Annotated in this window: 18 protein-coding genes and 2 tRNA genes; 10 read left to right on the top strand and 10 right to left on the bottom strand. The window is 49.5% G+C overall.

Going from position 1 to position 23,280, the window contains the following annotated elements; genetic code table 11:
- Positions 1 to 50: 50 nt before the first annotated feature.
- Positions 51 to 818 carry a sulfate transporter CysZ gene (cysZ, locus tag IDAT_RS06425; protein ID WP_244441607.1) on the bottom strand — a complete coding sequence of 256 codons (768 nt, stop codon included), beginning with the start codon at positions 816 to 818 and terminating at the stop codon, positions 51 to 53.
- A 141-nt stretch (positions 819 to 959) separates the two neighbouring features.
- On the opposite strand from cysZ, the gene smc reads away from it, so the two are divergent.
- Genes smc through ligA form a run of 3 tightly spaced genes read left to right on the top strand, consistent with a single transcriptional unit; the run spans position 960 to position 7,412 of the window.
- Complete coding sequence (gene smc / locus IDAT_RS06420) at positions 960 to 4,433, top strand: chromosome segregation protein SMC (RefSeq protein ID WP_034732067.1); 3,474 nt, start codon at positions 960 to 962, stop codon at positions 4,431 to 4,433.
- A 42-nt stretch (positions 4,434 to 4,475) separates the two neighbouring features.
- Entirely contained in the window at positions 4,476 to 5,390 is a 915-nt protein-coding gene (zipA, locus tag IDAT_RS06415) for a cell division protein ZipA (protein WP_034732065.1), read from the top strand.
- 6 nt (positions 5,391 to 5,396) lie between these two features.
- Entirely contained in the window at positions 5,397 to 7,412 is a 2,016-nt protein-coding gene (ligA, locus tag IDAT_RS06410; RefSeq protein ID WP_034732063.1) for an NAD-dependent DNA ligase LigA, read from the top strand.
- Here the strand turns inward: ligA and IDAT_RS06405 are convergent.
- Both IDAT_RS06405 and gloB read right to left on the bottom strand, forming a co-directional pair.
- Positions 7,409 to 9,010 carry a LysM peptidoglycan-binding domain-containing protein gene (locus tag IDAT_RS06405; protein WP_034732061.1) on the bottom strand — a complete coding sequence of 534 codons (1,602 nt, stop codon included), beginning with the start codon at positions 9,008 to 9,010 and terminating at the stop codon, positions 7,409 to 7,411. The two genes, ligA and IDAT_RS06405, sit on opposite strands and share 4 nt — an antisense overlap.
- A gap of 56 nt (positions 9,011 to 9,066) precedes the next feature.
- Complete coding sequence (gloB, locus tag IDAT_RS06400; RefSeq protein WP_034732060.1) at positions 9,067 to 9,780, bottom strand: hydroxyacylglutathione hydrolase; 714 nt, start codon at positions 9,778 to 9,780, stop codon at positions 9,067 to 9,069.
- 50 nt (positions 9,781 to 9,830) lie between these two features.
- Between gloB and IDAT_RS06395 the strand changes: the two genes are divergently transcribed.
- Positions 9,831 to 10,574, top strand: a complete 744-nt coding sequence (locus IDAT_RS06395) for a methyltransferase domain-containing protein (protein WP_051986624.1) — start codon at positions 9,831 to 9,833, stop codon at positions 10,572 to 10,574.
- Between the two features lie 8 nt (positions 10,575 to 10,582).
- Positions 10,583 to 10,972 carry a rhodanese-like domain-containing protein gene (locus IDAT_RS06390; protein ID WP_034732058.1) on the top strand — a complete coding sequence of 130 codons (390 nt, stop codon included), beginning with the start codon at positions 10,583 to 10,585 and terminating at the stop codon, positions 10,970 to 10,972.
- A gap of 1 nt (position 10,973) precedes the next feature.
- Here IDAT_RS06390 and rnhA read toward each other — a convergent pair whose 3' ends face one another.
- Positions 10,974 to 11,441, bottom strand: a complete 468-nt coding sequence (gene rnhA, locus IDAT_RS06385; protein ID WP_051986623.1) for a ribonuclease HI — start codon at positions 11,439 to 11,441, stop codon at positions 10,974 to 10,976.
- A complete protein-coding gene (gene dnaQ / locus IDAT_RS06380; protein WP_034732056.1) occupies positions 11,438 to 12,133 on the bottom strand; it encodes a DNA polymerase III subunit epsilon in 696 nt (231 codons plus the stop codon). Before dnaQ ends, rnhA begins: the two co-directional genes overlap by 4 nt.
- Positions 12,134 to 12,357: 224 nt before the next feature.
- On the opposite strand from dnaQ, the gene IDAT_RS06375 reads away from it, so the two are divergent.
- From IDAT_RS06375 to IDAT_RS06355, 5 genes are all read left to right on the top strand, one after another.
- Positions 12,358 to 12,434 (top strand) — tRNA-Asp (locus IDAT_RS06375).
- A gap of 26 nt (positions 12,435 to 12,460) precedes the next feature.
- Positions 12,461 to 12,537: transfer RNA gene (locus IDAT_RS06370), tRNA-Asp, on the top strand.
- Between the two features lie 35 nt (positions 12,538 to 12,572).
- A complete protein-coding gene (locus IDAT_RS06365) occupies positions 12,573 to 12,920 on the top strand; it encodes a YkgJ family cysteine cluster protein (RefSeq protein WP_034732053.1) in 348 nt (115 codons plus the stop codon).
- A 109-nt stretch (positions 12,921 to 13,029) separates the two neighbouring features.
- On the top strand, positions 13,030 to 15,231 hold the full coding sequence (locus tag IDAT_RS06360) for a M3 family metallopeptidase (RefSeq protein WP_034732052.1): 2,202 nt from the start codon (positions 13,030 to 13,032) through the stop codon (positions 15,229 to 15,231).
- A gap of 269 nt (positions 15,232 to 15,500) precedes the next feature.
- On the top strand, positions 15,501 to 17,726 hold the full coding sequence (locus tag IDAT_RS06355) for an NADP-dependent isocitrate dehydrogenase (RefSeq protein ID WP_034732050.1): 2,226 nt from the start codon (positions 15,501 to 15,503) through the stop codon (positions 17,724 to 17,726).
- Positions 17,727 to 17,802: 76 nt separating this feature from the next.
- On the opposite strand, the gene IDAT_RS06350 is transcribed toward IDAT_RS06355, so the two are convergent.
- The 5 genes from IDAT_RS06350 to IDAT_RS06330 all read right to left on the bottom strand — a co-directional run bounded on the left by IDAT_RS06350 (position 17,803) and on the right by IDAT_RS06330 (position 23,194).
- On the bottom strand, positions 17,803 to 19,716 hold the full coding sequence (locus tag IDAT_RS06350; protein ID WP_034732047.1) for a GGDEF domain-containing protein: 1,914 nt from the start codon (positions 19,714 to 19,716) through the stop codon (positions 17,803 to 17,805).
- 151 nt (positions 19,717 to 19,867) lie between these two features.
- Complete coding sequence (locus tag IDAT_RS06345; RefSeq protein ID WP_211250587.1) at positions 19,868 to 20,470, bottom strand: YqiA/YcfP family alpha/beta fold hydrolase; 603 nt, start codon at positions 20,468 to 20,470, stop codon at positions 19,868 to 19,870.
- Positions 20,467 to 21,156, bottom strand: coding sequence for a HEPN domain-containing protein (locus tag IDAT_RS06340; protein ID WP_034732044.1), 690 nt, complete (start codon positions 21,154 to 21,156; stop codon positions 20,467 to 20,469). The genes IDAT_RS06345 and IDAT_RS06340 overlap by 4 nt, the downstream gene beginning before the upstream one ends.
- Positions 21,157 to 21,165: 9 nt before the next feature.
- Entirely contained in the window at positions 21,166 to 22,575 is a 1,410-nt protein-coding gene (locus tag IDAT_RS06335; protein WP_034732043.1) for a serine hydrolase domain-containing protein, read from the bottom strand.
- Between the two features lie 13 nt (positions 22,576 to 22,588).
- Positions 22,589 to 23,194, bottom strand: a complete 606-nt coding sequence (locus IDAT_RS06330) for an SMP-30/gluconolactonase/LRE family protein (protein ID WP_034732040.1) — start codon at positions 23,192 to 23,194, stop codon at positions 22,589 to 22,591.
- Between the last annotated feature and the right edge of the window lie 86 nt (positions 23,195 to 23,280).

The raw sequence follows: 23,280 nt of genomic DNA, 5'->3' as shown, positions 1-23,280 counted from the left end.
TTAAGTTGTTGTTACCATGACTCCATGATAACGAGGCCTACACAAATCCGCTAGTGTAAATTTTCAGCACGCATATGGTCGACCCAAAATGCAGTGGCGCCGCAAACTGCGACCGGAATCATGATGAGATTAACAATTGGAATCGATGCTAAAAATGCGACGACGACGCCAAAGCTGAGGCTTTTTCCTTGTCGTTTGCCGAGGCTCATGCGCATTTGTCGGAAGGGTACTTTATGATTGTCAAATGCGTAGTCGGCGTATTGAATCGTCATCATCCAACCACCCCAGAGTAACCACAATATTTGTCCAATGACAGGCACAAAGAGCAATAACAGTAGGAACCCGATAGACCGAGGAATGAAATAGACGAGCTTCTGCAGTTCTCGCCCGAGCGTGCGCGGGATATCTTTAACCAGCCCGGCAACACCATTGTCAGCAGGCGCAATTCCGGTCAAGCGAGCCTCAACTTTTTCGGCTAAGAAGCTATTGAATGGCGAGGCGATAATGTTCGCGACACTGGTAAAGGTGAGTGCAAACAACAATACCACGGTGAGAATCACCAGTGGCCACAAAATAATCTCAAGCCACCTGAGCCACTCGGGGAGCCAAGCAAGAAAGTCGCTCACCCATACTGTGGTGTAGTGGAAAATGGCGTAGATAGCGACTGAAAACAGCACGATATTGATGAGGAGCGGGATCAGAGCATAACGCCGCAAGCCCTTTTGGAAGGCCAGTTCAAAGCCTCGACCCACATAGCTTGCACCGAACTCACTGTAAACGGCAGCTGGCGTTGGGTGAGATCCTCGTCGTGACATCATTGGCTCCTGTAACTTTCGATTTTTGGTGCTTTGCTAAAGCTTTACGCAGTATAAGCGTTTATTCTACTTAACCAACCCTTGAAAATGTTACAAAATCTAGCATTATGAGGGCAGAACAATAACAACGAAGCGGCCAAATACATGCGCCTTAAGCACATAAAATTGGTTGGATTTAAGTCGTTTGTCGATCCAACCAAAGTACCTTTTCCACATCAGATGACTTGCGTTGTCGGCCCCAATGGGTGCGGCAAATCAAATGTTATCGATGCGGTACGCTGGGTACTTGGCGAGAGTTCAGCAAAGAACTTACGCGGTGATGCGATGACCGATGTCATTTTTAACGGTTCCGGCGCCCGCAAGCCAGTTTCACAAGCGAGTGTCGAGCTGGTCTTTGACAATTCGTCTGGGCGTATCCAAGGCGAATACGCGAACTATGCTGAAATTTCGGTCAAACGACTGGTCACCAGAGATGGTCGCTCTGATTATTTCCTAAATAACAGTAAGTGTCGTCGTCGCGACATTACCGACTTATTTTTGGGTACGGGCTTAGGGCCGCGTAGCTACGCGATCATTGAACAGGGAATGATTTCCCGACTGATCGAGTCGAAGCCGCAGGAACTGCGCATCTTCATTGAGGAAGCGGCTGGCATTTCCAAATATAAAGAACGGCGGCGTGAAACTGAAAATCGCATGCAGCACACGCGTGATAATCTCGATCGGTTGAACGACGTGCGCGACGAACTCGGTACACAGCTCGACAAATTACAACGTCAAGCTGCCGCTGCGCGGCGCTACAAAGAACTCAAGAAGCAAGAGCGCAAATTTAAAGCTGAATTACAGGCGCTGCGCTGGCTCAACCTTGAGCAGCAAGCTGAGCGCCTACGACAGACCATTCGTGAACATGAGGCTGAGTTAGAAAAATGGCTCGCAGAACAACGTGGCAGCGAGCGTGGCACCACCGAGTTGCGCGAGCAGACCAACGACACTAAAGCTAAGTTAGATAAGATTCAGGAGCAGTTTTACCAGCTCGGCAATGAGATCACGCGCACTGAGCATCAGCTGCAACGTTTACGCACCGAGCAACAACAACGGCAGCAACGAGAGCAGCAATTGCAAGCAGAACTGACGCAACTGAATGACACTTATCAACGTGATGTCGAACAAGAAGTTGAGTTGAAGATGCAGCTCGAGGAGCTGCAGCCCGAAGCTGAATTATTAGCCTTGGGCGCCGAAGAAGCTCAGCAGCGCTTTCAGCAGCATGAATTGGCGTGGGAAGCGTTACAACGTGACTATCAAGCTTTTCTCGATGCGCAGCAACAACAGCGCGCGGAGTTGCAACAGGTGCAATTGCAACAAGAGCGTATTGGGGCCGATTTACAGCGCGCTACACAACAGCGTAACGAGTTACAAGCGGCGGCTGATGAGTTGAAAGTTGAGCAGCAACGTTTAGCTGCAAGCGAAGTTGCAGAACAACTAGCACAGGTTGAGGCTGAAATTGCGGCAGCGAATGAGTCGTTACAGCAGGTCGCAGCTGACCAGTTGCAGCTACGTGAACAATGTGTTGCTACCGAACATCAGCAGCAACAATTGCAGCGTACCTTACAACAGCAGTTAGGTCGACAAAGCTCACTGCAGACGTTATTAACCGCAGCGCAGCAAACGCATGATACTGACCAACTGGTCTCTTGGTTGCAACAGCAAGGGCACACTCTTGTCGGTACGGTTCGAGAGTTGTTGAACGTCAACGATGACTGGCGCTTCGCGGCTGAGCAAGTACTCACCTTCTGGTTATCTGCTGTGGTTGTAAATGAACCACTGGAGCAATGGCCAAGCGAACTCGGTAGTAAGGTAGTGACGCTAACCACCGCTGCCGTGCCCACCGATAGTTTGGCAGCACAAGTGCAAGGACCATTGCGCCAGTGGACGCTGTTACAACGGATAGCACTGGTTACCGACGCGCAAGCGGCGCAAAAACAGCTGACAGACTCGCACTGGCTGCTGGCACTCACTCAAAATGGTGCCGCTTGGGGACCGGGCTCGTTTCAGGCGGCGCACATCGAAGCGGAGAGTAGTCTACTGCTGCAACAGGCTGAATTAACTGAGCTGGAACAAGAGATAGCTGCTGCGGAGCAGGCGTTGGCACAACTCGACCTGCAACATCAGCAACAGCAAGCCCAATTACTTGAGTTTGAGCAACAGCAACAACAAGCACGTACCCAGCTCAATGAATTCCAAGCGCAAGCGGCGACTTGGCGCGAAAAGCAAAAGTGGGAACAACAACAACTGACGCAATTGCAAGACAAAGCTGAACAGATTGAACAACGATCAACAGCATTAGCGGTACAAGTTGAAGAATGGCAACTGCAACGCGAAGAACTTACTTTGCAACTTGAGACGCTAGAGCAACGCGCGTCAGAGGACGATTTAGAAAGTTGGCAACAGCAACGGGAGCAACTGCAAAGCGAACGGCAGCAGCTGCGCGAACAGGCACAACAGCAGCAACAGCGAGCGCAAGAAAAGAAGATTCAAGTAGAACAACTGAAACACCAAACGCAAAGCGTGCGGACCTTGATTCAGCGGCTGGAACAGCAACAGCAGCAAACCCAAGACCAGCTGAGTTTATTGCAGCAGCCGGACGCTGATAGCAGCGAGGAAGCTGAAGTTTTAGCCATGCAGCTTGAAGAGTTACTCGCGCAGCGCGAAATAGTTGACCAAGATCGGCGCGACTGGGCCAACAAACTTGCTGAGTTAGAGCAACAGTTACATGATGTTGCTAGCGGTGCCAAGGGGGTTGAAACTCAAATTGAAAAAGCACGGCAAAAATTACAGAGTAGTCAAATGGAGCTCGCGGCATTACAAGAGCGCACCCGTAATGTGTTAGCGGTGTTAGATGAAATGCAGCAGCCGCTAAAGCCGGTGCTCGCGGCGTTGCCAGAAAATGCCGAGGAAAAGGCTTGGCAACAGGAAGTAGAGCGTCTGCAAAGTGCGATTGCACGCTTAGGAGCGATTAACCTAGCAGCGATTGAAGAGGCTGAAACCTTAGCTGAGCGAAAATCTTATCTTGATCAGCAGCACGAAGACCTTAGTGCTAGTTTGGAAACATTAGAGACGGCGATTCGCAAAATCGATAAAGAAACTCGGCAACGTTTCAAAACCACATACGATGCAGTGAATAGTGGTCTGCAGGAATTGTTCCCGAAAGTCTTTGGTGGTGGCAGCGCTTATTTGGAACTAACCGAAGATGACTTACTCGAAACTGGTGTAGCTATCATGGCGCGACCACCAGGTAAGAAAAATAGTACAATTCACTTGTTATCGGGTGGTGAAAAAGCGCTGACGGCCTTATCATTGGTGTTTGCGATTTTCCGTCTGAATCCGGCGCCTTTTTGCTTGTTGGATGAGGTTGATGCGCCGCTCGATGATGCAAACGTCGGACGTTTTTGTCGTCTCGTAGAAGAAATGTCGCAAACGGTACAATTTATTTATATTAGTCATAATAAAGTGGCTATGGAGATGGCCTCGCATCTAGCAGGTGTCACTATGCAAGAGCCCGGGGTATCGCGCTTAGTAGCCGTGGATGTGGATGAAGCTGTCGCTCTCACTGAGGCCTCATAACCGCAGTCATAAAATAAACTACAGAATCATGGAAAGTCCGTAATGAGTACCATGCAAATTGTTTTTAGTATTATTGGGTTACTGTTGATTGGTCTAATCATTGGCCATGGCATGTGGAACATCCGCCGCAACGAACGCCGCGCACAAGAATTACAACAGGAACTCGAACGCAAACGTCAGCGCGCCAATGATCCAGCGGGCTTTGACGAAGATGGTATCGGACCCGTACGTGTCATTAAAACAGCAGCAGCCGCACAAACCAAACAAGTGCGGCGTGAGGAAGCGCGTGAGCAAGCAGTCGAATCGCCGGTAGAACAGGAGTTTCACACCAATGACGATGAGCTGGACTTGCCATCGTTTACGGTCGAACCAGACGAGATTAAGAAACCAACGGCTGCTCCAGAACCTCCGCCACAGACGCAGCGCAAGCCCCGTAGTGTAGGGCCGCGTAAAGCTGCTGAGGCAACTACAGCGCCAACCCAACAAAGCATGGATTTACCGCTTGATCCAGACGATGAACCAGCGGTAACGCAGGCGCCTGATATGGTTATTGCTTTGCATGTGGTAGGTGCCTTCAAGGGACCACAACTGCTTGAGCAATTAACCGAGCTTGGCTTTAAATACGGCGATTTTGATATTTTTCATCGGCATGTCGATACCGCGGGCAATGGACCCGTGTTGTTTAGTTTGGCGAACATGTTCAACCCGGGAACCTTTGATATCGACAACATGGAGCACTTTGAAACCAAGGGTGTTGCATTGTTTTTAGCGCTACCTATCAAAAGTAATTCAACCCAAGCGTTCAACATGATGCACAATGCAGCAGACAAGCTCGCTGCAGCGATTGACGGTGGCCAAGTGCTTGATGAACATCGCAACCCGTTGACCCGGCAAGCGGTGCAACATATTCATCAAAATATTCGAGAATACGAACGTAAACGTCTAATTCGGCAGTAAACAACTATGAGCTCAACGCAACTTCAAGCGCGCGTAGATGAACTACGTGCGCTTCTTACCCGTTACAATCGTGAATACTATGAACTCGATGCTCCCTCAGTTCCAGATGCAGAGTACGACCGCCTTTTCCGCGAATTAAAGCAGTTAGAAACAGATTATCCAGAATTTAAATCAGCGCATTCGCCGACGCAAAAAGTTGGTAGTGCGCCGTTAGCTGAATTCTCGCAAGTAACGCATGAAGTGCCCATGCTGTCGCTCGATAACGCTTTTGACGAAAGCGAATTTGCAGCATTCGCTGAGCGTGTGAAAGAGCGTCTTGATACCAACGCCGAAGTGATTTATTGCTGTGAGCCTAAGCTTGATGGGTTGGCGGTAAGCTTGTTGTACGAAGACGGAAAGTTGGTGCGGGGTGCAACCCGAGGGGATGGTCAGACCGGTGAAGATATTACCCAAAATGTCCGTACCATTCGTAATTTGCCCCTGCAACTGACCGGCAATTATCCGGCGCGCGTCGAAGTGCGCGGCGAAGTGTTTATGCCAGTGAAAGCTTTTAATACCTACAATGAGAAAGCGCTGGCGCGCGGTGATAAAGTCTTCGCCAATCCGCGTAATGCCGCCGCTGGCAGCCTCCGTCAGCTCGATTCACGGATCACGGCACAGCGGCCACTGCATTTTTATGCCTATAGCATGGGCGTCGTGAGTGACGATCTTGAACTTGCTGACTCTCATTACCAACGCCTACAACAACTTGCCAGTTGGGGGTTGCCGATAAGTGCTGAAGTAAAACAGGTAGAGGGAAGCGTCGGCTGCAGCGCCTATTATGCGGACATTCTTAAACGGCGTGAAAGTTTGCGCTACGAGATTGATGGTGTGGTGTTAAAAGTCGACAACATCAGACAACAGCAGGATCTAGGTTTTGTCTCGCGTGCACCCCGTTGGGCGATTGCCTGGAAATTTCCGGCGCAAGAAGAAATGACCGTGTTAAACGGTGTTGATTTTCAGGTTGGGCGGACCGGTGCTATTACACCAGTCGCACGTTTGGAGCCCGTGGCGGTAGGGGGCGTAACCGTGTCAAATGCAACCCTACACAACGCTGATGAAATTGCGCGACTGGATATTCATATTGGCGATACCGTCATTATTCGACGCGCTGGTGACGTTATTCCACAAGTGGTTAGCGTTTTACCCGAGCGTCGTCCAACCGATGCCCAAGCCATTGTATTTCCGACCGAGTGCCCAGTTTGCGGATCGCATGTCGAACGCGCTGAGGGTGAGGCGGTAGCGCGGTGTACCGGTGGTTTAATTTGCGCTGCTCAGCGCAAAGAATCGTTGAAGCATTTTGCCTCGCGTAAAGCCATGGATATTGATGGTTTAGGCGACAAATTGATTGAATTGCTAGTTGAGCGTGAGTGGCTTAAATCACCCGCTGATCTATATCGTTTAAAAGCCCGGGAACTGGCGATGTTACCGCGAATGGGTGAAAAATCAGCGGAAAATATCGTCACTGCGATCGCAGCAAGTAAAAGTACAACCTTACCGCGGTTTTTATATGCCTTAGGTATTCGCGAAGTAGGCGAGGCGACCGCGGCTAATTTAGCGAGTCATTTTGCTTCACTGCCGGCGCTAGCTGAGGCAGATCAAGCACAGCTTGAGGAGGTTTCTGACGTCGGTGGGGTAGTGGCGAGCCATATCTATCAATTCTTCCGTGAACCCCACAATCAGCAAATCATCGACGAGTTGCTGGAATTGGGTATCACCTGGCCTACCGTGGAACAGCTGACGCAAGCAGAGGCGACCCTTGCGGGTCACACTTACGTGCTCACTGGCACCTTGACAGAAATGACCCGCGATGAGGCGAAGCAGGCGTTACAGGCTCGTGGAGCAAAAGTAAGCGGTAGCGTTTCGAAAAAGACGACCGCAGTGATTGCCGGTGATGCTGCGGGTTCAAAGCTGACTAAAGCCGAGCAGCTCGGCGTGCCAGTCATGAGCGAGCAAGACCTGCTAGCGTTATTACAACGCTAGCTATCTTCACTCACACGGGTAACATCAACAACCAATTTTAGCCGTTGGCCAGGTTGCAAATAGTTGCTGCGGCTAATTTGGTTCCACTTTTCAATATCACCTATAGTCACATTGAAGCGTTGCGCAATACGTGCCAAAGAATCACCTGGGCGCACACGATAATGGATGTTGCGTGTGATACCTGCGGGTTCGTCTTGCTGTAACCACACCACAAGATTTTTACCTGGGCGTAACGGATCCGTTGGTGCCATACCGTTCCAACTTGCCAACTGGCGCAAATTAACATTGTACTTGCGGCTCAAATCCCAAAAGGTGTCGCCACTGACGATAGTGTGATTGATTTTGGTTTTGCCACGACTCTTCGATTGTGTCGATGCTAAGCGTTGATCGGCACTCAATTGATATTCATCAAGATCTAGTGAAGCCGCGGGGATCAGTAAATAATCGCCAGCACGAATCAACGAACCACGTATATCATTGGCCTGCTGAATCGCTTGAGGCGTCGTATGATATTTCTTTGCGATAACAATCAGACTCTCTCCTGACTTCACCTTATGTCGTGTCCAGCGTACTAAATCCTTCTGTTCAGCAACTGCTAACCAAGCGCGCAGTTGCTCCGCATTCTCAGCCGGCAGCAGTAACCGGTGCGGACCTGCAGGATCTGTGGCCCAACGGTTATAACCTGAATTGTAATGATGTAACTGAGCGAGCTCCATGCCAGCTTTTTCGGCGGCAAGAGCCAGATCAATTTGGCTTTCGGTTTCAACGATAGTCAAATAAGGCTGGTTCTCAATCGGTAACCAGCTGACTTGATAGCGATCTTGATGTCGCAGAATATCCGCAAGAGCGAGTAGCTTTGGTACGTAGGCGCGCGTTTCGCGCGGCAAATCCAGCGACCAAAAGTCAGTTGGTTTACCAGCTCGCGCATTTTTACGAATCGCCGAATTAACCCGTCCACCGCCAGAGTTATAGGCAGCGAGAGCGTGTAGCCAATTATCGAAGCGCTTATTTAAATCGGTTAGATAATCAAGCGCAGCATGCGTTGAGGCATAGACATCGCGGCGGCCGTCATACCACCAATTGATATCGAGTCCATAATGACGTGCGGTGCCCGGAATAAACTGCCAAACCCCAGCGGCACGACCATGCGAATAGGCGAACGGGTCGAAGGCACTCTCAACGATAGGCAGCAGGGCTAATTCGAGAGGTAAACCACGCTTTTCGATTTCTTCAACAATTAGGTGCATGAAGGGTGCTGCTCGCTCGGCCACACGATTCATGTAATCTGGATGCTTCAGATAAAAATTACGTTGCGCGGTAACGCGTTTGTTATCGGGTACGCTAAAGGTCAGTTGCCGACGGATACGTTGCCAAATATCTTGCTCTTGTTGCGGCGTCAGCTCGTCCACTGGCGGCGGTTCGATAATATTCTCTGGCTGCAAAATCGGTGCCAGTGGCTCTTGTGGTTGTTCACTCACTAATTCAGGAGATTCTTTACTGGTAGAGCGCTTTTGTTCAGCTTGCTGCTGAGGTTCTGGTGTGGTTTGACATCCAGCTAACAAGGCTGCGCTCAGGGCGAGCAGAGACCATTTTTTCATGGGTGAATAATCCTTTGCTTCTTCTGCGTAAGCTAAACTTTTCGCAGTGTACGAATTTAAAACTTATCTTTCCACTGTCTTAGCTTGGCAAATGCCGTTGCTGATTCAGCGCGAAGAAACGGGTTAATCGAAAGTTCGGTAGCGATGGTAGAAGGCAAACTAGGTTGCCCTGCCGCGCGCAGTTTAGAAACTGCAAGGGTCGCCTCATGAATCGCCTGATTGTCAGGCTCAGCGGCTGCGGCAAAGCGCAAGTTCGCCAAGGTGTATTCATGTGCTGCATAGACCGCGGTGGTCACGGGAAGTTTAGCCAGCTTTTGTAAAGACTGATGAAATTGTTCTGGCTGACCTTCAAACATGCGACCGCACCCAGCACTAAACAGAGTATCTCCGCAGAATAATGCCCCCTCGGTAACATAACTGATATGGTCAAGCGTATGCCCTGGGGTTGCTAACACGTTAAACGATTGTTTAAGCCCAGCAGGAATGAATGAATCACCTTCCGCTAAGGTGTCGCTTATGAGCTTAAACTTTGAGTTCTTTGGACCATAGACCGGTACATCATAGTGTTGCAACAACGGCTCGATACCATCGGTATGATCCCAATGGTGATGGGTGACCAATAGGCTTGCCAGCTCAATCTGATGGCTGGCAAGCCAATCGAGGACCGACTGGGCATCGCCAGGATCAACAACGACAGCAGGCGCACCTTGCTGTTGCTGAATGATCCAGATGTAATTGTCATTCAATGCTGGTAGTGCAGAAATATGCATAACCGCCTCTTTGTGATACAACGTTGAGAGCAGTATACAGGTGAGTACCCATGATGTTAAAACCCGCGTTTCGTGAAAAAGCTGTAAAAGCCCCCGAGCATTGGCACCAAGTGGCGCATGGTGCATGGTTAAAGGCTGAGGTAGAGCAAGTGCTGGCGCCACATATTGAGCGTTTGTACGGTTATCATTTAGCGAAAGTAGGGTGCTTAACTGCTGAGTTAGAGCTACCGCGCAATGCGATACGCCACCACATGACCGTCGGTGATTGTCAGCGAAACCCTATCCAAGTTCGCGCCTTGCCAACTGCATGGCCTTTTGCCGAAGCCGCTTTAGATGCGATTGTCATGGTTAATCAACTCGAGTTTGAGCAAGATCCCCATCAAGTTTTGCGCGAAATGAGTCGTAGCCTGATTGCTAATGGCAAATTGATTCTCGTCGGTTTTAACCCTTTGGCACTGAACCAAGTGCAAACCTTGTGGCCGAAAAAAGTAAACCAATATCCGTGGTGTGGACGTTATTTTAGTAAAATGCGAATATTAGATTGGTTATCACTATTGAATATGGAAGTAACGACACAACATTACTTTGCAGCGTCTATGTTGCAGCAACGCTGGCCATTTCTAGAATCAGGAGTGACCAAGTTGGCGCGCTGGATACCGCAGGTCAGTGCGCTGTATGTGATCGTTGCTACCAAGCGAGAGTTTCCGCTGACACCTGTCAGTGAAAGAGCAAAAGCGCAGAAAGTCAGGCCCAAACTACAAACAGTTCCATTAGCGAATCAAACACGAAGATAGGAGTTCTCATGTTAAGTTCTCAAGAGTTGTGCGCAACAGCAAAAGCCAATGTAAAGGAAGTTGATGTTGAACAGTTACAAGCAGCAATAGCTGAAGGAGCGCGTGTTATAGATGTGCGTGAGCCGGCAGAATACGCCGCAGGTCATATTCGTCAGGCAGTGAACATGCCACGTGGCGTACTTGAGATGCAACTCAATCAACACCCTGATGTAGCAGGATACGACGACGCCCTGCAGCGCATCGCCGAACAGCCGCTCTATCTGATTTGCCGTTCTGGTGGCCGTTCAGCACTAGCAGCAGAGTCGTTAGAGCGTATGGGTTTTACTAACGTATTCTCAGTTGACGGCGGCATGCAAGCGTGGGAAGAGAAAAAGTACCCGCAGGTGACTGGCGAGTAAGTTATAAAGAGTTAAGGTAGCCAGTGTCTTCTGCTAATTTGGAACCGCTGGCTGCGGCTCTTGCCAATTCATCACAACGTTCGTTTTGCGGGTGCCCCGCATGGCCCTTGACCCATTCCCATTTGATTTGATGGCGCTGACAGGCAGCATCAAGTGCCTGCCATAAATCAGCGTTTTTCACAGCTTTCTTTGCAGAGGTCCGCCAACCATTGCGTTTCCAGTTATGTATCCAGCTCTCGATACCTTGTTTGAGGTACTGACTGTCCGAAGTTAAAACGACTTTGCAAGGTTCTTTGAGTGCTTGCAAGGCTTTAATCGCGGCGAGCATCTCCATGCGATTATTCGTTGTCAGTTGATATCCCTCGGCTAACTCTTTGTGATGTTTGCCATACTCGATAACCACGCCATAGCCGCCAGGTCCTGGGTTACCTAAACAAGAGCCATCGGTATAGATGTGAACCGTCTTCATGATTGATCCCACAAGGGCGCACTAATAAGTTTAAGTCGTTCATGATGCGCAGCTAATTCGTCATCAGTGGCTTTAATGACGCGTAAGGCAGGCTTGTTCTGCACACGACTCCAGTCTCGTGGCACACCATCTTTGTTCTGTTGCTTGTTTTGCGCTGCCAACTCCAGTTTGGTTTGGCCGCCGGTCATAGCTAAATAGACATCGGCCAGCAATTCGGCATCGAGTAGTGCGCCGTGAAAGGTTCGATTGGAATTATCAATACCATAGGCGCGACACAGGGCATCAAGATTATTCTTTTGCCCCGGTCGCATTTCGCGTGCCAGCATTAAGGTATCGAGCACCGCACAGTAATCCCTGGTCTGGCCGAAACCATTGCGTAACAGCCGAAACTCATGATCGATAAAGCCAACGTCAAATGGGGCGTTATGAATAACCAGTTCACCCCCTTTGATGAATTCTAAAAACTCATCTGCGATTTGTGAGAATACGGGTTTGTCTTGCAGAAACTCATTGGTAATACCGTGTACATCAATTGCACCTTGCTCAACCACGCGTTGTGGATTGATATAAACATGAAAAGTGTTGCCAGTGAGCTTGCGTCCGATGAGTTCCACCGCTCCAATTTCGATAATCCGATGACCTTGTGCTGGGTCTAAGCCCGTGGTTTCGGTATCGAGGACAATTTGCCGCATAGTTGGACTTCCCGTTAACTTGCAATGGTTGAAAGAGTAACTGAAGATTGCGTCTATTGCGATGCCTTTAAAGGGGCAAAAATAGTAAAAATAGAACGATTTGATGGTTTTTCAGGCAAACGAAATAAATCTTCAAAAAAAAGGTTGACGGCAGGCAGTCGCCCTCGTAATATTCGCTCCGCATTCAGGGGGCACCCACTCGGGGCCACCGAATCTTGGAAGCTGGAGCGGTAGTTCAGTTGGTTAGAATACCGGCCTGTCACGCCGGGGGTCGCGGGTTCGAGTCCCGTCCGTTCCGCCACTTCCAAAAAAGGTTATCACCGCTGCGGAGCGGTAGTTCAGTTGGTTAGAATACCGGCCTGTCACGCCGGGGGTCGCGGGTTCGAGTCCCGTCCGTTCCGCCATTTCAACCTAGTTTTCTGTTGTGGAGTGTTGCGCGATGAGTAGGGAATCTGCCTGCTTGACGTGTGGGGCCTGCTGCGCGTTTTATCGTGTTTCTTTCTATTGGGGCGAAGCTACTGGCGCTCCTGGCGGCATTGTGCCGTCCGAACTCACCGAAAATTTCCATCCTCATTTGTTGTGCATGCAAGGTACCAACCAAGCGAAACCTCGTTGCGTTGCGCTCGAAGGTGAAATTGGCCAACAGGTAGGTTGCCGCATTTACGAAAACCGCCCATCACCCTGTCGTGAGTTCGTCGCCGGTGATGAAGGTGAAAATGCTTACTGCAACAAAGCGCGCGCCAACTACGGGTTAGCGCCATTGATCCCGATAAAAGAAGTCGCCTAAGCGCGACGAATCGCTCAATTGCTATAAATGCGCCACGAAAGCGCTTGAGCCCCCTAGCGGCAACGGTTACATTATGGAACGTTAAAATAACCACTAGGGAGCATATTTTATGCGTAAGAGCTTAATTGCAGTCGCGATTGGCGCGGCACTTACCATGGCCGCTTGTGCAGATAAAGAAGCTACACAAAGCACAGAACAACCAACCGAACAAGCCGCAGAGCAGACTCAAACTGCACAGGATAGCGGTGCTGAGTTTAACCAGAGCAATCCGTTTTACGCAGAGAGCACACTGCCGTTTCACGCACCAGACTTTAATGCGATTAAGTTTGAGCACTACCGCCCAGCGCTGTTGGCTGGTATGGAAGAACACGCGGCAGAAATTCAAGCTATCGCTAGCAATCCAGAACCTGCAACCTTCGAAAACACTATTGTTGCGATGGAAAAGTCAGGTCGTTTGCTAAGCCGCGTTTCTGCAGTGTTTGGCAACGTGGCTGGCTCAGCGGGGAATGATGATTTCACTGCTCTACAAGTCGAAATGGCACCGAAATTTGCTGCTCACAGCGACAGCATTATGCTAAATGCTGATTTGTTTGCACGCGTCAAAGCAATTTACGACGCACGTGATCAATTTGAGGGCGAAGAACTGCGTCTGATCGAAGACACCTATAAAGGCTTCGTGCGTGCCGGTGCAAACCTTAATGAAGAACAGAAGCAGCGTATCCGTGAAATTAATTCGGAAATGTCGTCAGTTACGACCGAGTTCCGTAATAATTTGATGACCCTTGTTGATGAAAACTTAATCGTTGTTGAAGACAAGGCTGAACTTGCTGGCTTGAGTGATTCACAAATTGCTAGCTTGGCGAAGACCGCTGAAGCGAAAGACATGCCAGGCAAATACGTGATCACTATTACTAACACCACTCGCCAACCTATCTTACAGTCGTTAGAGAATCGTGAGTTACGCGAGAAGATTTGGAAAGCTTCGGCCTTACGTGGCACCGGTAATACTGCTACTGACAACCGTCCGTTGGTGAAAAAACTGGCGCAACTACGCGCTGAAAAGGCGGAATTACTTGGTTACGACAACTGGGGTAGTTACGTGCTTGAGCAAAGCATGGCGTCGACTCCAGAAGCTGCGCAAAAAATGCTGCGTGACTTGGTTCCTGCGGTGGTAAGCAACGTTGAAGGCGAAATGGCTGAAATCCAAGCAGTCATCGACGCTGAAGGCGGCGATTTCGAAGTACAACCTTGGGATTGGGCCTACTACGCTGAGAAAGTTCGCGCTGAGAAGTACGCAATCGATTCGGCAGAAGTAAAACAATACTTCGAATTTAATCGCGTCATCGAAGATGGCTTGTTCTACGCAATGAACCAGCTCTTCGGTATCACCTTTGAGAAACGCGATGATATCCCAACTTATGCTGATGACATCTTGGTGTATGAAGTCAAAGATGTCGATGGCGAGTCACTAGGTTTATTCTACGGTGACTGGTTTACTCGGGATGGTAAACGCGGCGGTGCGTGGATGAGTTCATTTGTATCGCAGTCACACTTGTTGGGTACCAAGCCGGTGATTTTGAATAACATGAACATCACTAAGGCGCCTGATGGCGAACCAACGCTATTGAGCTTTGACGAAGTAAGTACGATTTTCCATGAAATTGGTCACGCCCTACATGGCATGTTCTCTGATGTGAACTATCCATCACTTGCTGGCACTTCAGTATCTCGCGACTACGTGGAGTTCCCATCTACGTTCCAAGAAGACTGGACCATCAATCCAAAAGTTCTGGCGAATATGGCCAAGCACTATGAAACTGGCGAGCAGATCCCACAAGAATTGCTCGACAAAGTAATGGCTGCAAAGAACTTCAACATGGGCTTCGACACGCTTGAGTACATCTCAGCTGCATTACTCGACTTCGAGTACCACACCTTGACCAGCGAAGAAGCACAAGCGATTGATGACGTGAACACCTACGAGCAAGCGGCGCTGGTTCGCAACGGCGTAAATGTTGATGCGGTGCCACCGCGTTATCGTTCAACGTTTTTCGCACACGTCTTTGCCGGTGGTTACTCAGCTGGTTACTACGCTTACATGTGGTCAGAAGTGCTGGCCGCTGATGCCTTTAAGTTTATGCAGGAAAACGGTGGTTTGACACTCGAAAACGGTCAAGCATTCCGTGACACTATCTTGTCAAAAGGTAACAGCAAAGACCCGATGCAACAGTACATTGACTTCCGTGGCCAAGAGCCAACAGTTGATGCACTGCTTGAGCGTCGCGGTTTGACCAAGCCAAGCATCGATTAAGCAATCGAGCACTCGGTAAAAAGGCAGCTGCGGCTGCCTTTTTCGTTTCTCGTTACTCGTTTCTCGTTTCTCGTTACTCGTTACTCGTTAGGGTGAGGAAGACAAGCTATCATTTGTAGCCCCCTAACGAATAACAATTAACGAATCACCTTCCTTTATAAGTGCGGTGAATACTCAATTTCAAGTCATGCTTACTGGTCTATAACGGCCATCCTTGCTATACTTCGCGCCACTTTTCTAATCCTTTCCGAACCTAGTAAGGAACCACTATGGCGACTGATAGCTCAAAGATTATCTACACGGAAACTGATGAAGCGCCACGCTTGGCTACCTATTCATTGTTACCGATTATTCGTGCTTTTACGCAAGCTGCTGGTGTTTCAGTTGAAACGCGTGACATTTCACTAGCTGGCCGCATTATCGCTGTGTTCCCTGAGTATTTAACGGAAGAACAGCGGATTAACGATGCCTTGGCGGAACTAGGCGAGTTAGCCAAGACGCCAGAAGCCAACATTATCAAACTACCAAACATCAGTGCGTCAATGCCGCAAATGACCGCGTGTATCAAAGAATTGCAAGAGCAAGGTTACGCGCTTCCTGATTACCCGTTTGAGCCTAAAACTGACGAAGAACGTGACATTAAAGCGCGTTACGACAAGGTTAAAGGTTCAGCGGTAAACCCTGTATTGCGTGAAGGTAACTCTGACCGTCGTGCACCGGCATCAGTCAAAAACTACGCGAAAAAGCACCCGCACCGCATGGGCGCCTGGAGCAAAGATTCAAAAACCCGCGTAGCACACATGGATGACGGCGATTTTTATGGTAGCGAGCAGTCAACGACTTTCGCTCAAGCTGACGAATTGAAAGTCGTACTAAATACGCCTGCAGGTCAAACCGTGCTGAAGGACGGTGTGAAAGTACTTGCCGGTGAAGTTGTGGACGCTGCGCGCATGGACGTTGCGTTGTTAAAAGAATTTTTTGCGCGCGAAACTGCCAAGGCAAAAGAAAAGGGTGTGCTGTTATCACTACACTTGAAAGCGACCATGATGAAGGTTTCTGACCCGATCATGTTCGGTCACGCGGTGAAAGTATTCTTTAAAGATGTCTTTGATAAGTACGGTGAGTTATTTGCTGAACTTGGCGTTGATGTGAACAATGGCTTTGGTGATGTATTGGCCAAAATTGCCAAGCTGCCTGCTGAGCAGCGCGCTGAAATCGAAGCTGACATTCAGGCGGTTTATGCCAATCAGCCAGCCTTAGCGATGGTGAATTCGCACAAGGGTATTACCAACTTGCACGTGCCGAGCGATGTCATTATCGATGCTTCAATGCCAGCGATGATCCGCGATTCAGGTAAGATGTGGAATAGCAACGACGAGCGTGAAGATACGCTGGCGATGATTCCAGACCGCTGTTATGCCGGTGTTTATCAAGAAACTATCAGTTTCTGCCGAGAGCATGGTGCTTTTGATCCAGCCACCATGGGTACTTGCCCGAACGTAGGTTTGATGGCGCAAAAAGCTGAAGAGTATGGTTCACACGATAAAACGTTTGAAATCCCTGCGAACGGCACGGTTAAAGTTTTGAACAAAGCTGGCGAAGAAGTATTTTCACATGATGTACAACAAGGTGACATCTGGCGCATGTGCCAAGTGAAAGACGCGCCGATTCGCGATTGGGTCAAGCTAGCGGTCAATCGTTCACGTTTGAGCGGTATGCCTGCAGTATTTTGGTTAGACGCGAACCGCGCTCACGATGCGGAACTCATCAAGAAAGTTAACGCTTACTTGAAAGAGCACGACACTGACGGTCTTGATATTCAAATCATGGCTCCGGTGGATGCGACCCGTCATACGCTGCAGCGCATGAAAGACGGTAAAGACACCATTTCGGTAACCGGTAACGTACTGCGTGACTATCTGACTGACTTGTTCCCAATCCTTGAACTAGGGACTTCAGCGAAGATGTTGTCGATCGTACCTTTGATGAACGGTGGCGGCTTATTCGAAACCGGTGCAGGCGGTTCAGCACCTAAGCACGTGCAGCAGTTCGTGGAAGAAAACTACTTACGCTGGGATTCACTTGGAGAGTTCTTGGCATTAGCAGCTTCACTTGAACATTTAGCCCAACGCACCAATAACCAACGCGCGCAAATCCTTGCCGATGCATTGGATAAAGCGACGGCTAAGTTCCTTGAGAACGACAAATCACCTGCACGTAAAATCGGTGAAATTGATAACCGTGGTAGTCATTTCTATTTGGGCATGTACTGGGCCGAAGCCTTGGCGGCGCAAACCGAAGACCAAGATCTAGCGGCGCGGATGGGCAAACTTGCAACCTTCTTGAATGAGAATGAAGCGAAAATTGTCGCGGAGCTGAACGAAGTTCAGGGGAGCCCAGTAGAGATTGGTGGTTACTATCAGCCAAACGGTGAGTTAGTCAGCAAAGCAATGCGTCCATCAGCAACATTGAATGACGCTCTTGCTAGCCTGTAACTCTTAGCAAGTATCGATAAAAATAAGCCGCGGTTGTTTCGCAACTGCGGCTTTTTTGTATCCGTTTAGCGGTGAACTAAGGCAAACTGCGGCGCGGTTGATCCGGTAAAAGGTAGCGAATACGGTTTCGCCCCTCGGCTTTTGCTTCGTACAAGAGTTCGTCTACCAATTTAAAAGTGGCGTCCCAATTCGGCTGCTGGTTTGCGTCTGTTGCGACCATCATCAAACCTCCGCTAAGCGTGATTTCGAGGCGTCCGGCGGCGGTTTGAAAGGCACGTTCGCTAATATCTTTGAGAATTTTTCGAGCCACCTGCACAGCTTGGTCAGCTTGAATATGTTCAAGCACGAGCAGGAACTCTTCACCGCCCCAACGCACCGCCATGTCATTACTGCGGATTGCGGCTTTTAAGCGTCGCCCAAACTCAACCAGAACCTCATCACCGACAGGATGTCCATGGGTGTCATTAATTGTTTTAAAGTGATCAATATCGAGCAAAATGACCGCATACTGATGGGTTTGCAAGCGGTGGTCATTGCTTACCAAACGGTCGTAAATAGCGCGGCGATTATAGAGCCCAGTCAATGGATCATGCAGTGATTGCTGGTGTAACTCACCATTTGCCTCGTTAAGTAACTGATTGAGGCGTCGTGTTTTGCGGTAACCGTAAGCAAACATCAGGAGCACCACTAGTAACGAACCTGCGGCGACGAAAAATAACTGCTGCTGTCGCTCTTGGTTTGCCAACTGTTGCTGCTGTAACTGAGCTTGTTGCTCAAGCAATTTAATCTCGAATGATTTTTCCGCAGCTTCATAGCGTATTTGCAATTCACTTATCTGTTGGTCACGTTCTTCTTCTGCCAATTCAGCGGTCAACTGTACCTGTTTCTGTAAGGTTGCAGCCTGTTCTTGATAGCGCTCGGCGATTTCATACGCACGGGCGATATGCGTCAGCAAAATGGCTTGCTCGCGTTTTAAGGCGAAGCTATTGAATACCTCTGCCGCAGCGAGCATTTCGGCGATACCTTGGTCATGCTCGCCTTTCAGCACTTTGACATAACCTAAATTGAATTCCGTTACCGAACTTTCACGTTGGTTGTTAATTGTTTTCGCTACCGCTAGCCCTTGGCGCAGATACCGTTCAGCATCATCTAGCTCGTTCATCAGTAATTTGGCAGCGCCTGCATTGTTGTAAGCAAGCATGAGCACTCGCTCATGGTCTTGTGCTTGGGCAATGTCAGCAGCTTCGAGAAACGCATCGACAATTTCCTGTGATGGGCCTTGTTCATATTGGCGTGAATAAGCGCGCACTAGGTACAGCTCAGGCAAGTGGTGGGTAATACCTGAGCGACTGGCATCATTGATCGCAGTTTCTGCAGTTTCTGCAGATGCTTGCCAACGACCTAAATTGGCTTGAATACGCGCCAAGTGGAGATTCAAAAACTGACGTCGGCGTTGTTGCCCAGCTTCGTCGGTTTCTGGAATCAGCGCTTGTGCGGATAGAAGGTAATTCAAGGCATCGCTAAATTCATTATTGGCCTGTAAGACGCGGGCTAGCAAATGGTTGGCGTGATAGCGAACGCGAACATTACTTGCATCCGGCAGTAAAGTGATGATGGAAGGTACCAATGCAACTGCTTCTTCGGTATTACCATTAGCAAGATGTGCTTCGGCTTTGACTACCTCAATTTCCAGCATTGCATTATTGTTGTCACTGTTACGTGCCAATTGTTCAACTTCATCGGCAACGGCCAGCGCTGCACCTAATTGCTCATCAAAGGCCAAGCGTAAAATATTATAACTTTGCGCGCGGACGAATGTTTCAATCGGCGTTGAGGCATCTATACTGCGCAGAAGATCGGCAAAAGCTTGTTGGTCACTCGGGTAAAAGTCGCCATCCAGTAGCACATCTAAGCGCTGTTCAAGCGCCCGATCGCGTTGCAATTGCGTATTCGCTCCATCAACTATTTCATCGTCGGGTACCCCGAACACATTAGGAGGATTTGCTGCGAAGCTTGACGTGATGCAAGTGCAGAAAAGCAAAGCTACAATGGTGTGATAACGGGATTGATGCACAATTAGTTCGACTTTAGTTTGCAACTGAATAACTATTCATCACTTTACGCTGATCTGTAAAACCTGTCTAGCGCTCGAAGGCTCGGAAAAACTCAACACAATCATCAAGATATTTTTCGAAACCGACGAAACCATGATTCCCGCCCGAAATGATTGTTTGTTTGGCATAGGGCAGCGCGGGTAAAGCCTCGCGATAATCTAAAACCTCGTCAGCTGTTTGAGTAAGCAACCAGCATTGTTTTGCGCCAAGCTTAGAGGGATAGGCAGGGGTGATCGCTTCGAGTTGCTCTAGATAGTCGGTGCGCCATTCATAAGGACTGTTGTCATGAAAATTGATTGCAGTGCCGAGGGCGCGCCGGAGACTTTCGGCGGCATGCATCGAAGGATTGATTAACACCACCGGCAAGTCGTATCGACAGGCAAGAGCATGCGCATAAAAGCCACCGAGTGAGGAGCCCATGACGGCAACTTTTCTTGGCGCGATGAGCGCATTGAGTTGTTCAACCAATTCACTCAATGTTTGCCAGGCGAGCACTGGAATATGTGATAACGATGGCGCGAAAAAACGAATATCGTGTGCGGCGCAGTGAGCTCGCATTTGCTCCGCTTTGCTACCAAAACCGGACGAGCCGAAGCCATGGACAAAAATGATGATTGGCTGCTTGCTCATGGCTGTTGCTCGGTAAAGTAAGCCGCGTCACCCCATACTTCCTGTCCATGAAACATCATGAACTGAATCACCAACGGCAAAAGGTGGGCGAGAATGCCACAAGCATCACGCAACTGATCGCGGTTGAGCTTGCCATTCCAAGTAGCGCCCCCATGAACGAGTTGGTTGCGTAAGGTATACAAGCGGTCCATAACAATACTCAGACAGGTAACTGTGTCGCGTTCGGCGAGCGCTTGATGCGCTGCACGCTTGGCGGCGTCAAAACTGGCTTTCCAAGCGTCTTCTGCACAGCGTCCAGTAGCACTGTCCCAAAACGGTTGGAATACGTACGGGTTGTTCATCAAACTGCGGATCTTGTTTGGATAGTGCTGCCAAATCATATTGTATAAATGGTTTTGCTCATCGTAGCCGACAATTCGACCAAAGAATTGCGCGTAGGTATCACGTTGCGTCAGCCGCGCATCATTGGTGTATTCGCTAGCATAGGCAGCGTTAAAACCGATCCAGAGGAACAAAAACTCAGCGTCTAAGTCATCGCGTTGCCGTTCTTGCTCGGCGCGATAAAGCCAGCTTAGCGCGCGATGTACGCGCAAAGACACCCCTGTAGACCATTGATCGCGTTGTTTGCGTTGATAACTTTTGAGCATTTCATGATTAAGCTCAAGCGGCACTTTCCAGTCAGACATAGTGCATACCTATTGTGATTGTGTAGCTTCCAATGCTTTGAGCACGTCACGACTAAAATCGTGCTCATTGAATCCGGGCTCGCCGGCGACATCATAGCCACGACGGACGATAATGAGATTTTTACTCGGTATCAAGACTAAGAACTGCCCACGATTACCGCGTGCAGCAATGGTGTCATTCGGTAATTCCGGAAAACGTTCGTTGTACAGCCACCATTGTGCACCATAACCAGGGCTGGTGGTCGCAGGTTGCGCAGGCGCTGGGGTACTGATGTAGTCGAGCCAGTTGGCGGGCAAAATTTGCTCATCATTCCAACGACCGTTTTGTAAGTGCAATAAACCTAGGCGTGCGAGGTCTCGAGCGGTTGTCCAAACTTGCGATGACAAAATAAAGTCACCTTGCCAATCGGTCTCTAAAAATGTGTGCTGCATACCGATTTTGTCGAGCAGTTCAGTGTAGGGAAAGCGCAGATAGTCGTTGGTATCGGTGAACCTTTCACGTAGGACCCGCAAGGCGAGCATGGTGTCGTTATTAGCATATTTCCAACGGCTACCAGGGGCTACCTCGAGCGCTGCTTCAGTAGCCGTATCGCTGACGAGACCACCGCCCATGTAAACACGGTCGGTTCGATTACCAGCACGGTTACTGTCTAATCCCGAGGCCATATGTAGCAGATGTTCGAGCGTGATTGCGCCACGTGGATCAAGCGGATGCGACCAATTCTCTAAGGCAGCTGGCTCATCAACAGTGATGCGCCCTTGTTGCACCGCTACGCCAATCACACTGGCGCCAATACTTTTCGCGACTGACCAAGTGCGTTGCGCGGTGGTCGGGGTAAATCCTTCAGCATAACGTTCAGTTAAAATCGTTTCAGTATTAGCAATCAGTACCGCCGAGGTGCGCGCACCACTGCCATAATGCTTGCTGAAAGCTTGATCAACTACTTGCTGTAATGCTTGGTGTTGCGCAGCAGACAATGCGTTTGTATTGGTTTGCCATGGCGTACCATCGTCTTGGTGTGACACTTCGGTGTGTGGAAAGGGCTGGTCAAGCAGTTCAATACTTGCCAAGGTCGCTCCCACGGGCAGATCGACACAGCCAAGCCGTGGACGCCAAACTGAAAGCCGCGTGTGTGCGCCATCGTCATATGCAACCCGCACCCACTTCTCATCATGGTTGATTTCCGGTTCGAGTTGCGCAACCGGCTCGGCAATTAGCGGATAGATACCGGTCAATTCGTCACGTTGGATCGCTGCCCAGTCTTTACTGGCATTAAATACCGCGCTGCAGGTGAAATTGGCGAGGTAACCGGCAGCATAAGCGTTACGAGTCGTTTCAGTTTCTTCGGCAAGTGCAGCAGGACCGTTTAGGGTCAAACTGACGACCAGTAATGTTGCAGATCGAAATAGGTGTCGCATCAACAGCTCCGGTTTAATTGTGATTATCTGACGTGGTGTTTAAAGTGATTCTAAAGACCTCAGTTTGATTGGTCACGTAAAGCACCCGACGGTCAGTCTCAACTAATGTGACATTCGCCGTAAAATCAGGCAACTCGATGCGTTCGACGAGCTCACCCGCAGGTGTATAAACATAGATACCTTCTGGACCAGCAACGTAAAGCGTGCCATCAGCGGCAACCGCCATACCATCCATGCCCTGGTCATACTCAGCTTCCAGTGCAGCGAAGAGCCGTTTATCTTGATAATGACTGGCTAAGTTGGTTTGTGTACCGTCGCTGTTCAGGCGGGCAATGCGGCGTGCTTGATGTTGTGCCATGAGCAAGCGGCCTTCGGCATCCACAATCAGACCATTAGCCCCGCTTGAAGGACGCACAGCAACGGTGGTTTCACCTTCTGGTTGCCAACGATAAATAGTGCTTGCTGGGATGTCCGAGAACCATAGCGCGTTGTCATACCATAATGGACCTTCGGTGAAACGGTGACCTGCACTTATCAGATCAATTTGGTGCTCGGATTGCGCCTCGGCGGGTTGGCTAATTGCGACACTAAGCACGAGTAAAATGAGTAACTTATACATGGCAAGCCTCCAAAGTTTGTGTACTCAGCTTAGCCTATGTGGCTGAAAAAGGAAGCGAAAAGGACCATGACATTGCCGCCGCTATC

The organism is Pseudidiomarina atlantica (genome assembly GCF_000753735.1).
Taxonomy (GTDB): Bacteria; Pseudomonadota; Gammaproteobacteria; order Enterobacterales; family Alteromonadaceae; genus Pseudidiomarina; species Pseudidiomarina atlantica.
Note: the sequence above shows the minus strand (reverse complement) of the source record. Positions and strands in the feature narration are given on the sequence as shown.

Coding starts and splice junctions, on each gene's coding strand:
- cysZ (WP_244441607.1), bottom strand. CDS start 818: ATGATGTCACGACGAGGATCTCACCCAACGCCAGCTGCCGTTTACAGT.
- smc (WP_034732067.1), top strand. CDS start 960: ATGCGCCTTAAGCACATAAAATTGGTTGGATTTAAGTCGTTTGTCGAT.
- zipA (WP_034732065.1), top strand. CDS start 4,476: ATGAGTACCATGCAAATTGTTTTTAGTATTATTGGGTTACTGTTGATT.
- ligA (WP_034732063.1), top strand. CDS start 5,397: ATGAGCTCAACGCAACTTCAAGCGCGCGTAGATGAACTACGTGCGCTT.
- IDAT_RS06405 (WP_034732061.1), bottom strand. CDS start 9,010: ATGAAAAAATGGTCTCTGCTCGCCCTGAGCGCAGCCTTGTTAGCTGGA.
- gloB (WP_034732060.1), bottom strand. CDS start 9,780: ATGCATATTTCTGCACTACCAGCATTGAATGACAATTACATCTGGATC.
- IDAT_RS06395 (WP_051986624.1), top strand. CDS start 9,831: ATGATGTTAAAACCCGCGTTTCGTGAAAAAGCTGTAAAAGCCCCCGAG.
- IDAT_RS06390 (WP_034732058.1), top strand. CDS start 10,583: ATGTTAAGTTCTCAAGAGTTGTGCGCAACAGCAAAAGCCAATGTAAAG.
- rnhA (WP_051986623.1), bottom strand. CDS start 11,441: ATGAAGACGGTTCACATCTATACCGATGGCTCTTGTTTAGGTAACCCA.
- dnaQ (WP_034732056.1), bottom strand. CDS start 12,133: ATGCGGCAAATTGTCCTCGATACCGAAACCACGGGCTTAGACCCAGCA.
- IDAT_RS06365 (WP_034732053.1), top strand. CDS start 12,573: ATGAGTAGGGAATCTGCCTGCTTGACGTGTGGGGCCTGCTGCGCGTTT.
- IDAT_RS06360 (WP_034732052.1), top strand. CDS start 13,030: ATGCGTAAGAGCTTAATTGCAGTCGCGATTGGCGCGGCACTTACCATG.
- IDAT_RS06355 (WP_034732050.1), top strand. CDS start 15,501: ATGGCGACTGATAGCTCAAAGATTATCTACACGGAAACTGATGAAGCG.
- IDAT_RS06345 (WP_211250587.1), bottom strand. CDS start 20,470: ATGAGCAAGCAGCCAATCATCATTTTTGTCCATGGCTTCGGCTCGTCC.
- IDAT_RS06340 (WP_034732044.1), bottom strand. CDS start 21,156: ATGTCTGACTGGAAAGTGCCGCTTGAGCTTAATCATGAAATGCTCAAA.
- IDAT_RS06335 (WP_034732043.1), bottom strand. CDS start 22,575: ATGCGACACCTATTTCGATCTGCAACATTACTGGTCGTCAGTTTGACC.
- IDAT_RS06330 (WP_034732040.1), bottom strand. CDS start 23,194: ATGTATAAGTTACTCATTTTACTCGTGCTTAGTGTCGCAATTAGCCAA.